This is a genomic window from Luteibacter sp. P1_D3 (assembly GCF_056406135.1).
The window spans coordinates 1-13,440 of sequence record NZ_JBFUAT010000063.1; the positions used below are offsets into that span (position 1 = coordinate 1).

The 13,440-nt window shown below is 63.9% G+C and carries 10 protein-coding genes; 4 read left to right on the top strand and 6 right to left on the bottom strand.

The genetic code is table 11. The features are described 5' to 3' along the window. On the top strand, positions 1–1,113 hold a 1,113-nt coding region (locus AC1DYM_RS22230), incomplete at its 5' end, for an alpha/beta fold hydrolase (RefSeq protein WP_477342102.1). Continuing rightward, positions 1,113–2,690, top strand: a complete 1,578-nt coding sequence (locus AC1DYM_RS22235) for an alpha/beta fold hydrolase (protein ID WP_477342104.1) — start codon at positions 1,113–1,115, stop codon at positions 2,688–2,690. The genes AC1DYM_RS22230 and AC1DYM_RS22235, both read left to right, overlap by 1 nt. 14 nt (positions 2,691–2,704) lie before the next feature. Here the strand turns inward: AC1DYM_RS22235 and AC1DYM_RS22240 are convergent, their stop codons facing one another. The 4 genes from AC1DYM_RS22240 to AC1DYM_RS22255 all read right to left on the bottom strand — a co-directional run bounded on the left by AC1DYM_RS22240 (position 2,705) and on the right by AC1DYM_RS22255 (position 7,138). Then, positions 2,705–3,892 carry an OprO/OprP family phosphate-selective porin gene (locus tag AC1DYM_RS22240; RefSeq protein ID WP_477342106.1) on the bottom strand — a complete coding sequence of 396 codons (1,188 nt, stop codon included), beginning with the start codon at positions 3,890–3,892 and terminating at the stop codon, positions 2,705–2,707. A 156-nt stretch (positions 3,893–4,048) separates the two neighbouring features. Then, entirely contained in the window at positions 4,049–5,461 is a 1,413-nt protein-coding gene (glnA, locus tag AC1DYM_RS22245; protein ID WP_046965754.1) for a type I glutamate--ammonia ligase, read from the bottom strand. Between the two features lie 209 nt (positions 5,462–5,670). Then, positions 5,671–6,360, bottom strand: a complete 690-nt coding sequence (locus AC1DYM_RS22250; RefSeq protein WP_477342108.1) for an alpha/beta fold hydrolase — start codon at positions 6,358–6,360, stop codon at positions 5,671–5,673. After that, positions 6,353–7,138, bottom strand: a complete 786-nt coding sequence (locus AC1DYM_RS22255; RefSeq protein ID WP_477342110.1) for a hypothetical protein — start codon at positions 7,136–7,138, stop codon at positions 6,353–6,355. The genes AC1DYM_RS22250 and AC1DYM_RS22255 overlap by 8 nt, the downstream gene beginning before the upstream one ends. A 131-nt stretch (positions 7,139–7,269) precedes the next feature. Between AC1DYM_RS22255 and AC1DYM_RS22260 the strand changes: the two genes are divergently transcribed. Then, positions 7,270–8,811 (top strand): DUF4034 domain-containing protein, encoded by a 1,542-nt coding sequence (locus AC1DYM_RS22260; RefSeq protein WP_477342112.1) that lies wholly within the window; start codon positions 7,270–7,272, stop codon positions 8,809–8,811. A gap of 150 nt (positions 8,812–8,961) precedes the next feature. Next, positions 8,962–10,650, top strand: a complete 1,689-nt coding sequence (gene acpA / locus AC1DYM_RS22265; RefSeq protein WP_477342114.1) for an acid phosphatase — start codon at positions 8,962–8,964, stop codon at positions 10,648–10,650. Between the two features lie 21 nt (positions 10,651–10,671). Here acpA and AC1DYM_RS22270 read toward each other — a convergent pair whose 3' ends face one another. Beyond that, a complete protein-coding gene (locus AC1DYM_RS22270; protein WP_477342117.1) occupies positions 10,672–12,222 on the bottom strand; it encodes a DHA2 family efflux MFS transporter permease subunit in 1,551 nt (516 codons plus the stop codon). Between the two features lie 3 nt (positions 12,223–12,225). Next, positions 12,226–13,440, bottom strand: a 1,215-nt coding sequence (locus AC1DYM_RS22275; RefSeq protein WP_477342119.1) for an EmrA/EmrK family multidrug efflux transporter periplasmic adaptor subunit, incomplete at its 5' end; no start/stop codon positions are given.

Here is a 13,440-nt window from a genome sequence, read left to right on the forward strand (position 1 = left end):
GAAGCTCGCTACGTCAACACCGAGCAGCATGCGCACGACATGGACATGGTCCGCCGCGCGCTCGGCGACGAGAGACTTCACTTCTATGGCATCTCCTATGGCGGCATGGTGGGTGCCTGGTACGCGTCCCTCTATCCGTCGCACACGGGCCGCCTGCTGCTCGACTCGAGCATGGACCTCATGCATGGATACCGTTCGGCAGCATACCTTTCGATGGTTGCGCAGCAGCATCGATTCGACGAGGACACCGTCGCGCCGGTGTTGCAGCATCCGGCGCATTATGGGCTTGGTGATAGCAGCGGCGCCGTCGCCAGCGAGATCGACGAACTTCCACCCCGTGCGCGTGAAGCCTGGGCCGGCCGTCCGGATACACCCGTTCGCCTGGCTGCCGCGCTTCATCTGGCCGAGTGGCTGATCGCCGATAGCCTGCTGACCAAGGAGGCCATGATGCGACGAATCGACCACACGGTATTCAGCCATGACATGGCACTCAGCCGACGCATGCGCATGGAGGCAAGCCAACTGGCCCCCTTGCTCTACCCTCAAGTGGACGCAGCGGCACCGGATGTTTCCGGAGATGAAAGCGAATTCGTTCGTGTGGCCGTGGGCTGCAACGACTTTGCGTGGACACGCAGCGAGGCCGAGATTCGCGAATCCGCCCGACGTTATGCCGGGCGCTACTTCAACTTCAACGGCGACCAGACGCTCGAAGAACTCACCTGTACACGCTGGGGTGGTCCTCGCGCCCGACGTCCCGATCTCTCGCGCCTGAGCCTGGCGGAACCGTTCCTGCTGATACAGTCGGAGAAGGATACCTCCACGCCCCTGGTAGGCGCCCAGCACATCCTCCACGCGTTCGCCAACGCGCGCATGCTGCTGGTGCGCCATTCCGGTCTGCATGGCGTGTTCAACTTCACGAATTCGTCTTGCATCGAGCGGACAGCGTCGCACTACCTTCTCACCGGTGAGGTGCCCGCCCTGGCGTCGCGGGCATTCTCTTGTGACGACATCCTCGATCATCCCGTGGACGTATTGCCCGGGTCTCCCCCGTCCAGCGCAGAGCCTACGGCCATCGACGAGCCCACGGCGACGTCCGACCACGTGGAGCTATGATGAAACCCATCTCACTCATGCTCCTTGCCGCCACCCTCCTGCCAGCGCGGCTCGTCTTCGCGGAGTCCGTCGCGCCTCTGGTGTGGACGTCCTGCGAGCCGGCCGCGGCCACGTCGAATGACATTCGGTCACGTACCGAATGCGCGCGCCTGCGCGTGCCTCGCGACTACGCTCGCCCCGACGCGGGTACGCTCGACCTCGATGTCATTCGTGTGATTGCCGTCAGCGAACGTGGCGATCGTCACGACGGCGTCGTCTTGCTTGAGCCGGACGAATTCGCCGAGCCGGCGATGGCCGCCGTGCCAGCCATGGCGTCGGCGTGGCTCGACAGCAACGGCCCCTGGCACGACGCGGCGCGCCGACTCGATCTGATTGGCCTGGCCGCGCGTCGGATGGAGGACGCCGGCGGTCGGGACTGCTTGTCCGCGACGTCGCATCTTCCACGCCAGCACTCCCTTGGAACCGACGGCACTCTGGCCAACATGACGACGGCCGAAAACCTCGCCCTCGCGATCGCAACGGCCTGTCAGAACGACACCATGCACGCGCAGATCGGCGTACGGCCACGCATTGAAGACATGGAGCGCCTTCGGGAGGCCCTTGGCCAGCCTGCGATCCATCTGCTCGGCATCGGACGCGGCGGCTGGGTAGCGGCCCGCTATGCGGAACGCTACCCACGGCATGTCGGGCGCATGTTGCTCGACAGTAGCTGGGACGCGGATGGCTCCGTCGCCGAAGCGATGGAAGCGCGTGTCGAGGAGCGCGGTCGAACGATTCGCCGCGCCGTCGCCGCACTCATCGACGAGCCCGGACGCTATCACGGCGGCGACGACGCGGCCGCCATCCATCGCCGTCTTGGACGGTTGCCGCCCCTGGCTTATGCAACGTGGACACCACGCATCGTCGACGCGGACGATCTGGCCGCCGTGCTTGTCCTGGAGAATCTGTCGGCTCGCCATGCCACGCTATCGACACCAGTCTTGCGCAACGCACTGATCGCCGCCAGGCGCGTCGCCGACATCGATGTCGACATGTCCATTCGTCGTGCGGCAGAGCGCATGCTCGATCGCCTGGATGCCGATGGGACGGGTGATCCGTATGGGTTCGGTCCTCGCGCCTTGAACGCATCCCCGGCACTGACAGCAAGTGTTTTCGCCACGCGTTGCAATGACGGTTCGTGGGGTAGCGATCGCTCGTACTGGCGTAGTCGTACGCGCGAGCTACGTACCGCATGGCCATCCGCCGTCGGCAATGAGCCCTTCCAGGGCATGGTCTGTAGTGAGTGGGCCAGACCGTTCGCTCCTTCCACCGTCCCGGATCTGGAAAGCGTTCCGCCCTTCCTGATGGTCCATGCGGAGTTCGACGACGAGGCCCCCCTGAGGCCGGCGGCAATGATGCTTCAGGGGCACGCTAACGCGAGCATGGTCGTCGCACGTGGCCTTCGGGCTCATGGCGTGCTTGTGCGTCGCGATCGACCTTGCGTGTCCGAGGTGGCCGGTCGCTTTCTGGTCGACGGGATACTTCCCGCGATCAAGCTGACCAATTGCCGGTTACCCTCGCCATCCACGACGCCCTGACGACGCCGCCCGGATCAGAACATGATCTGCGCGCGTACCTCGATGACACGGGGATCGACGCGAACATCGCGTCGGTCGCTGGTCGCGCGGACGTAATTGCCTTGCAGCTTTAGGTACCTGGTGAGGTACCAGTTCGCCCCAAGCGTCCAGTCGTGTTCCGTGCCGCCCAGTGTCGGCCCATCGTCGAGATCCAGCGTGCTGTAGCGAATCAGGAACTCGAGGGCGCCCCACGGCCCCTTAGGCAACACGTCGGCGACGTTGCCGCCGCTGTAGGTCCGGGATTCACCGGTGGCAACCCAGCTTCCGAAGGTGTACCAGCCATGGGCTTCATACGCCGGTTTGTTCTCGAGTTTCACTTTCGCGTCGAGATATTCGCTCTGCACCGACCAGGGCCCGTGAATCCAAAGGCCTTCGAGCCCACGGCGGTCGACATGGTCGGTCACGCTCAGCACACCGGAGTCGATCAGCCGCTGCGTGGGCAGTCCCGCCTCAGGCAGCGCGCGCAAGCGCACGTTCGGCGGTGTATAGCGACCGCGGCCGTCGGTTGTCCCATACGGCGTTTCGCGCGACACCGAGACGCCGAGATGCAGGACGTTGCCAGGGTCGTTTCGCGGCGTCCACGCCGCGCGTCCCGCAACCATGCGGCCGTCGAGATCACCCTGGAGGTTGCCGCCGTGGTAGTAACCCAACTGCACCAGGTATGCCTTGCGCGTCAGTGCCCAGTCGACACCGATACGGCGGTTCGCATAAACCGCTTGCATGGGCAGCGACGGCTCGAGGAACGACGTCGTTCCCGTACTGGTATTGCCTTCGAAGCCGACCGGCGTCTTCATGAAGCCGACGCGCAGCGCACCGTAGTCCTCGCCGAGAACGGCCCTGGTCTGCAGGCGAAAGAAGGTATCCAGCCAGGTGTGGGTCTGAAAGTCGAAGACGGCGGTCGCGTCGTAGACACCCTTCTTGCGAATGAAGAAGCCGAATTCCTTGCGCCGGTTCGTCTGTGCATTCTCGTAGAGGCCGTCGTCGTGTGAGAAGCGATCGACGTCGTACTGGTACTTCAAGGACAGGCCAAGATCCGTACCGTCGGCGAACACGTAGTGGGTCGGCCAGTTGCTGCGCCAGTCGTAATGATTGCCCGGTGCGTCGGTGGCGAACGCGAACACGGGCGCAATCAGCGCCAGGGCACTGAGGGCGATCTTCTTCATATGGTTGCCCCTCCCAGGGCTCAGCTGGCGGCACCAGCCGATGCATCAGGAAGGACTATAGCGTGACCTTGCGAATTCGTTAACTCTTGCGGAACAGGCGCAAAAAAAAGGGGCGCCGAAGCGCCCCTCTCTCCTCACCCCGAGTTGGGAACGCGATCAGATCGCGTAGTACATCTGGAACTCGAGCGGGTGCGTGCTCGCACGGTAGCGGGTCACTTCCTGCATTTTCAGCGCAATGTAGCCGTCGATGAAGTCGTCGGTGAAAACACCACCGGCCTTGAGGAACTCGCGATCCTTGTCGAGGGCGACAAGCGCCTCGTCCAGGCTGGCGCACACCTGCGGGATGTTCTTCTCTTCTTCCGGCGGCAGATCGTAGAGATCCTTGTCGGCCGGTGCGCCCGGGTCGATCTTGTTCAGGATGCCGTCCAGACCGGCCATCATCAGCACGGTGAAGGTCAGGTAGCCCGACTGCATCGGGTCCGGGAAGCGGATTTCGATGCGACGACCCTTCGGGCTCGACACGTACGGGATACGGCAGGAGGCCGAACGGTTGCGTGCCGAGTAAGCGAGCATCACCGGTGCTTCGAAGCCCGGAACCAGGCGCTTATAGCTGTTGGTGGTCGAGTTGGCGAAGGCATTGATCGCACGGGCATGCTTGAAGATGCCGCCGATGTACCACAGCGCCGTCTGCGACAGGCCACCGTAGAGGTCACCGGCGAACAGGTTCTCGCCGTTCTTCGACAGCGACTGGTGGACGTGCATGCCCGAACCGTTGTCGCCGACGATCGGCTTCGGCATGAAGGTCACGGTCTTGCCAGCCTGGTGGGCGACGTTCTTGATGACGTACTTCATCGTCATCAGTTCATCGGCCTTCTTCACCAGGGTGTTGAAGCGCGTACCGATTTCGCACTGGCCCGCGTTCGCGACTTCGTGGTGGTGCACTTCGACCACCTGGCCGAGCGACTCGAGCACCTTGCACATGTCGGCGCGCAGGTCGCCGAGGCTGTCCACCGGTGCGACCGGGAAGTAACCGCCCTTCACGCCCGGACGATGACCCGTATTGGTGCCGTCGTACTTGTAGCGCGACGACCACGCCGCTTCTTCGGAGCCGATCTCGTAGAACACGCGGCCCATGTCGTTCTGCCAGCGGACCGAATCGAAGATGAAGAACTCGGGCTCCGGACCGAAGAAGGCGGTGTCGGCGATGCCGGTCGACTTCAGGTAGGCCTCGGCGCGCTTGGCGATCGAGCGCGGGTCGCGGCCATACGCCTGCATGGTGCTCGGCTCGAGCACGTCGCAGTGCAGGATCAGCTGCTTGTGCGCGCTGAACGGATCCAGGTGGGCGGTTTCCGGATCCGGCATGAGGACCATGTCGGACTCATTGATGCCCTTCCAGCCGGCGATCGACGAACCGTCGAACATCTTGCCGTCTTCAAAGGTGCTCTCGTCGATGGCGTGAGCAGGAAAGGTCGTGTGATGGTGCTTGCCGAGGATGTCGGCGAAGCGGAAATCAACGAACTCGATTTCCTCGTCCTGGATCAGGTTCAGCACTTTCGAAGCGGCGGACATAAAAACCTCGGGTAGGTGGGCGGAGTCCATTTAGCAATCGCCATGCCAGCAGTACCGCCATCGACGGGGCCGCCAGGACCAAGCTTTCGCATCATAGAACGGCTGTGAGGCCGATGTGCAAATGCACCAAAGTGGTGCATTTGCACATCGCTTGCACCAGTCACTGGCCTGGAGGAAGTCCGGCCACCGGTCCCGCCAGGCGGCGACCCCTACGGCGTAATCCTCCCGAGGAACTCCTCCACCAGCGCCGCGCACATCGTCGGAGCCGTCAGCAGAAGCGCGTGGGGTCCATCCACATCCACGATTCGAGCCCCTGGCAGGATTGCCCGCATCGCCTCGGCTGCGGAGCGCGGCACGAGCCAGTCCCGCGTCGCGCGCAGGCACAACACGGGAACGTCGATGCCGGAAAACCGTGTTGGCCCGTCTGACCCAAGTACCGTGCGCAAACGTTCTTGCAGGGTCCGCGTGGTCAGTGCCCCGACCGATGCAATGAACTGCTTTCGGACATGGGCAGTCGGTCGCCACCCCAGCAGAGCAGGCGAGGCGATGGCGGCAACCCCCTGAGACATTCCGAGCAGACCGATGAGAGGTGACAGGTGGCGCGCCATCGGGCGGGGATTGCTCAGAAACGTGGCACACAGAACCAATCCGCGCAGGCCGGCAGGCCGTTCGGCGGCGAGGGTCGCCGCGAGCGGTCCACCGAACGACTCCCCGAGCAGGACGAAATCACCCGGCGGCAGTTGCTGCCGGATCCAGGCTGTGAGTTCCGGATACCCGGTCGCACCGCCTCGCGGGTAAGCGATCGCACGCGTGGAAATGCGGTTTCCCAGTGCTGCGATAAAGGGCTCGAAGAGTTTCGCCGTGCCATCCATCCCGGGAAGAAGCACCAGCTCAGTCATGCAATGCGACGCCCGGCCCGACGACGAAAACGAAGATGGCGGCAGTGAGCACGGCACCGACGATCCACCCCCATGAGGTTTGCCATGGCTCGGCACGAGTCGCCTCAGCCCTGGCAGGTTCCGTCAACGCCGGCACGAAAAGCAGACCGAGCATGCACCCGAAACCGCCGGTCACTCCCACCAGAAGGAAGAGTTTCGGCAGGGGATTCATTGCTGCACCCGCAGCGAGCAGCAAGCCGCCGGCAAGGTAAGCGGGCCAGGTCAGGCGAGGGAGGGTGTGCCGTCCGATGGAAACGGTATCCAGTCGCCTGGCGAGGGATACCGAAGCGAGACGAAGCGATACGTAGTACCCCGCCGCGCCCAGGCCGGCCATGCCAATACGCCAGGCGATGTGCGGCTCCCATCCGCCCATCACCACGGCCAGGTCGCCGAAGTCGAGCACCCCGGAGTACACGGCATAGCCGGTGCCATTGAGCAGGTTGATCGTCGCGAACAGCCAGAGAAAATACGACGCCGGGCCAAACGTGGTGAGACGTCGAAACCTCGCCATCGCGATCCCACCCAGGATGAGGTTCACCAGCGGACCCGCCAGGGCGACGACGCGACTGACCGCGCCCTGCGAGCTCAAACCGACCGTCGTCAGTTGGACAGGCGTGACGTCATCGAGGAACAGCATCGCTACGGCATGCCCCAGCACTTCGTGACACATGTCCATCGCGGCATAGGCGACGACGGCAAGGGATGCCGTCGTGGCGAGACCTCCCGTCGATCGCGTCATGGTGTCCATCCCTGCCCCGTGCCCATTTCGGCGGATTGTGTCGTATCACCTGCGCCGTGGCTACGGCTATGATCGCCGGGCAACGCAGACCATGACAGGGGATGGATATGGCAAGGCAGGGAAACCGACGCGTGCTGCTTTTGGGGGGATTGCTCCTGGCCGTCGCTGCGCTGGCGGCTGTGAAGAGCTGGCCAGCACCGGAAGTGACGTCGACAGGCGATCAGGCGGGACACGCTTTCACCGCGACACCGACCCTCGATGCGTTCATGGCGCAGGTACAGACCGCAGCGAAGATCGCCGATCCGGTCGAGCGCTGCTTAAACATGCCCGACCCGCCGGGTTCGCATTGGCATACGGACGGTGTCGCGGCCTATTGCCGATACCGACTCACCGAGATGAAGGAGATCGCGGGATTCCGCGCGCTCATCGCCGCCGGCAAGGGCGCCGAAGTCGACCGACTGCTTGCCGGGTATCTGCAGATGCAGATGCACGACCCCGGGTATCCGGCCATCTTTGACCAGGCGGTGAGCAGGGCCGGCTTTCATGACGCCGGTGCTGAAACGCGTGCCGCCATCGATGCATGGTTGCGCCAGCGACCGGACAGCGTCTTCGCTGTCGCCGCCAGTGGCATGCAATACCAGCAGGCCGCATTCGCCGCACGCGGCGCCGACTTCGCTTCGAAGACGAGTAGCGAACAGTGGCGCGAGGCGCGAAAGCTGGCTGAACTCGCGCGTCGGGATCTGGATCGCGCGGCGACGATGTCACCGGCCATCCCGACGATTTACGCGGACATGCTTCGCATGGGCGTGTTGACTGGCGATAGTCGTTACGCCATGGCCGCTATCGAACGTGGATTCGCGGTGCAACCGAACAACCTGCCCCTACGTCTGGACCAGGCCGACTTCACGGGCCGGAAGTGGGGCGGCAGCACCGCATGGGTCGCGCGACAAGCCGACGAAGCCGCCGTCGCCGCCAAGAACACGCCTCTGCTCTGGGTCGCCGCCGGCAATGCGCGCATCGAGGCTGCGACTGAGGGGCACCTCACGCGCCCCACGGACGGTCGCTTTCTGGCGTTGGCCGATGAAGTGGCCACGGCCTACAGCCTGAGTCAGCTTGCCGCTGACGCCAACCGCGCACGGAAGAGCGACGAGGCCTTCGTGCTCGCCGTGGAAGCGATACGGTTCGACAACGCGCAGGGCGACGCCCTCTATGTGTTGGGTTACCTCGCCACGCAAGGCTATTACCGTGAATGGGCCAAGGCCGAGCTGATCCGCGCGGCGAAGGAGCATCCGGACGACGTGGATGTCGCCGCTGACGCAGGTGTCGAGTTGCGCTACCTCGGTGAGCCTGCTTTGGCGGAGTCGTTGATGGTTTACGCCACCGAGCACGAGAGGGACGACTGGGTTCTCGCGATGCTTGGCGACTTTTACTCGCACGAGGGACACAACTACCCGAAGGCAGGCGCGATTGCCGACGAATTGATGCGGCGAGACCCTGGTAACGCCAACGGTTATGTCATTCGGGCATGCGTGGACAAGGACACGAACAGTCCGAACCGCTACCGCTCGGCCAGGGATTTCCTCGCACGCTTCGGCGACGATCCCAAGCAACAGGGTCCTGCCGCGGAGATACGTGCGTGGCTCGCGGCGCACCCGGAACCGTCGACGGGTTGAGCGCTAAGGCGAGGTGCCCCACGGCAGGGTTTGGCGGGCCCGCCCACATCGCTTACCCTGCATGCCCCACCACGGGCGTGCGTTACCTCGCGGCCGTCGAATGCTTCCCCAGGCTTCGTCGACCGGCGCCCCGCCATTGCGATCCCTGTCATGACCAAGAAAACCGAGAACGACACGCCGGATAGCGGCCGACGCCGCCTGTTGGGTGGCCTCGCCACGACGGGCGCCGTGCTCGCACTGGGCGGCGTGGCTGAGGTCGCCGCAGGCGATTCGAAAGCTCTTGCGCCAGCACCCGGCGGCAAGGCACTCGACGCGCTGCTGGAAAAGCACATCCAGCACGTCGTCGTGATCTACGCGGAGAACCGCAGTTTCAATAACCTGTTCGCCGAGTTCCCCGGTTTGCAGCAGCCCTTGAGCGCCGTGCCTGCGGAACGTTATCTGCAGCGCGATCGCGACGGCAAGCCGCTGACCACGCTGCCGCCGATCTGGGGCGGGCTCGTGCCACACCAGCAGGTGGTCGATCACAAGCCGTACAAAGTCGGCGAACAGGACATCACCGGCCTGCCCAATGCGCCCTGGGCCTTGCATACGGGTGACGGCACCCCGTTGCCGCACGGCCTGGTCACGCGCGATCTCGTGCATGCGTTCTATAACAACCAGCTGCAGATCAACGGTGGCAAGAACGACGGCTTCGTCGCCTGGGGCGACAACGGCGCGATGACCATGGGCCACTACGCGTCGGCACCGGTGCATCTTCGCTTGTGGCGCCTCGCCGAGCAGTACACGCTCTGCGACAACTTCTTCATGGGCGCCTTCGGTGGTTCGTTTCTCAACCACCAGTACCTCGTGGCCGCGCAGCCGCCGTTCTATCCGGACGCCGACAAGAGCCCAGCGCAGTTCGGCATCGCCGTTACCGAAAGCGGCGATCCACTGGATTACCGCTTGAAGATGGCCGACGAGTCGCCGGCCAGCGCCATGCAGGGCAAACCCAAATTCGCCCACCACAACCAGCTCACGCCGGACTTCTTCGCCGTCAATACGATAGGCCCGCCCTACTCGCCCGGCTTCAACGTCGATCCGAAGAACCCGTTGCTCGCCGATGCAACGAGCCCGAATACGCTACTGCCGCAGAAGCATAAGCACATCGGCGACGTCCTTTCGGACAAGGGCGTGGACTGGGCGTGGTATGGCGGTGGTTTTCAGGCTGCGCTCGACGGCAAGGGTGACGGCGAAGGTGACGAGAAACATTTCCCCCAGACGCCCAACTTCCAACCGCATCACCAGCCGCTGAACTACTTCGTCACGCTCGCGCCCGGCACGGAAGCGCGGAAGCGACACCTGCGTGACGGCGGCACCGGCGAGACGGCAAAAACCAATCGCTTCCTCGCCGACGTTGCCGCCGGGAAACTTCCGCCGGTCACGTTCTACAAGCCGCAAGGCGACCTCAATATGCACGCCGGTTACTCCGACGTCGAAGCCGGTGACCGCCATATCGCTGGCGTCGTGCATGCGCTGCGCACCAGCCCGCACTGGAAGGACATGCTCGTCATCGTCACCTTCGACGAGAATGGTGGGTGGTGGGATCACGTCGCGCCGCCGAAGGGCGATCGCTGGGGGCCGGGTACGCGCATTCCGGCACTGGTGATCTCGCCGTACGCGAAGAAGGGCCATGTGGAGCACACCATCTACGACACGGGATCGATCGCGCGCTTCCTGACGCGACGCTTCAACCTGGAAAAGTTGCCCGGGTTGAAGACGCGTGAGGAGGCGATGGTGGCAGCGGGCGGACCGGCGCCGGGGGATCTTACGGAAACGCTGGATTTTTCGGCCACCGGCTAAGAGCATCGCCGATGAATCGGCTCAGTGCCCCGGCGTTCCCCCCGACACAAACGGCGGCTTGGCGAACCACACGGCGACCATCKCCAGCAGGAAGATCAACGCAAAGCCCCAGAACACATCGTTCACCGCCAGCGTCGCCGCCTGCATGTCGACAATACGATTCAGTGCGGCGTTCGCCGTCGGGCCCTGAATGCCGAACGCCTGAAAGCGATCCAGGTACTCCGTCGTGCTCCGGCTTCCCGCACTGACGTTCTCCGCCAACACGGCGTGGTGATAGGTCGTGCGATGCGAATACATGGTGGTACTCACTGCGGTCGCGATACTGCCTGCCAGCGTTCGGAAGAAATTCGAAAGTCCCGACGCGCTCGCTACCTGCTCGTCCGGCATACCGGACAGGATGATCTGGTTCACCGGCACAAAGAACAGTGCAATACCCGCGCCCATGCACAATCGCGGGATCGCCATTTCGCTGTACGGCGCGTTGGTGCTCAACGTCGACATGTAGAACGACGCACCGGCAAAGACGGCGAAGCCCACCGTGTTGAGCACGCGAAGATCGAACTTGCTCTGGAACGCACCCACCAGTGGGGACAGCACGATCGCCAGGATGCCGATGGGTGCGACAACGAAGCCAGCCCAGGTCGCCGTATATCCCAGGACCTCCTGCACCCACATCGGCATGACGACGGTACCGCCGAAGAAGGCAAACATGCCCAACGACAGGCACAAGACGCCGACGAAGAAGTTACGTCGCTTGAGGAGTCGGAGGTCGACGACGGGATGCTTGTGCATCAGCTCCCAGGCGATGAGGAACGTCAGGCAGATCACCGAGACAATGGCCAGTACCGTGATCGTCTTCGAGGTGAACCAGTCGTCGTCGTTGCCGTTGTCGAGCATGAACTGCAGGCAGCCGATGCCCACCGCCAGCAAGAACAGGCCGATCGCGTCGATCGGCGCCTTCACCACCTTGGATTCGCGATCGCGCAGCAGGGCATAGGTGACCACGACGGCGAAGATGCCCACCGGGATGTTGATGAAGAAGATCCACGACCAGTGGTAGTTGTCGGTGATCCAGCCACCGAGAATCGGACCGAACACCGGCGCCACGACGACCGTCATGGCCCATAGCGCCAGCGCGATGGGTCGTCTGGCGACCGGGTAGTTGTTGAGCAGGAGGGTTTGCGACAACGGCACCATCGGACCGGATACCGCACCCTGCAACAGTCGGAAGACGATCAGCATGGGCATGCTTTGTGAGAAGCCGCATAGCGCCGAGAACACAACGAACAGCATGACCGACGTCATGAAGGTGCGCACTTCACCGAATCGACGGGCGACCCAGCCGGTCAGCGGCTGCATGACAGCACTGGCCATCGAGTACGCGCTGATGGCCATGGTCCCTTCGTTGCTGCTCACACCGACGTTGCCGGCGATGGTCCGTACCGACACGTTGACGATGGAGATGTCGAGCACCTCCATGAACGTCGCCAGAGCGACGCCGGCCGTTAGCAGCACAAGTGCGCCACCGGTCAGCGGCGACTTCGACGCCCCGTTACCGTTCTGCCCGGGCATCGATCAGCTGCCGTGCCTGGCCGGGACTGGCTTGGGTGTCGCGTCCACGGTATTGGCGCGGATGATCTCTTCGGCGTGTTGGTCGGCTTCGCCCATCTCCTGCTCGTAGACGGTGGTGCTGGCGAGCGGCTTGCTTCGCACCGTGTCGGAGAGGACGCGACCGTCGCGGTCGTGCGTATCGACGTTCACGTCGGTCGACAGACCGATGCGCAGCGGGTGCTTGCGGAGGTCTTCTGCATCGATCGCCACCCTGACCGGCAGGCGCTGCACGACCTTTATCCAGTTTCCGGTAGCGTTTTCCGCGGGCAGCAGCGAGAACGCGCTGCCCGTGCCGGCGTTCAGACCGACGATCTTGCCGTGGTACTCCACGTCGGAATACATGTCGGTCGTGAGCTTCACCGGCTGGCCGATGCGGATGTGCTCCAGCTGGGTCTCCTTGAAGTTCGCGTCCACCCAGAGGTCCGACAACGGTACGACCGTCAGCAGGTCCTGGCCCGGCTGGATGCGCTGGCCGACCTGAACCTGGCGCCGTGCGGCATAGCCTTCGATCGGCGAGACGATCGCATTGCGACCATTGTTGACCCAGGCATTGCGGAACTGCGAGCGCGCCTGGATCACGGCCGGGTAATTCTCGACCGTCGTGCCGTCGACCTGTGCGTGCGCGGCGGCGGCTTCGCGTTCGGCAGCATCCAGCGCGGCCTTGGCTTGCTGCATCTGACGCTTGCCGGTATCGACTTCTTCGGCCGACACGGCCCGACGCTCGAGCAGCGGATGGCGACGGTTGTAATCGTCACGCGCCTGCTCGTACTGGGCACGGCGCTGGGGGATTGCGGCATCGGCCTGGTTGGCCTGCTGCATCTTTGCCTGGGCTTCGCGCACGGCCTGGGCGAGCTGACCTTCCGCGTTCATCAGGCTCACGCGGGCATCGACGGGGTCCAGCTTGATCAGCACCTGGCCCTGATGCACCCGCTCGGTTTCTTCCACGCCGACTTCGATGACCGTCCCGGCGATGCGCGACGAGATGGTCACCATGTCGCCCTTCACGTAGGCGTCGTCGGTGGTTTCGCGTTGCGAGAAAACGAAAATATAGAGCAACAGCCAGGCCAGCCCCGCGAGAAGGAATACCGCCGCGATCACGGAAAGGACGATCACCTTCTTGCGCCTGGCCTTCGGGTCGTCCTTTTCCTTCTCCTTGCCATCCTTGTCTTTGTCCTTGGC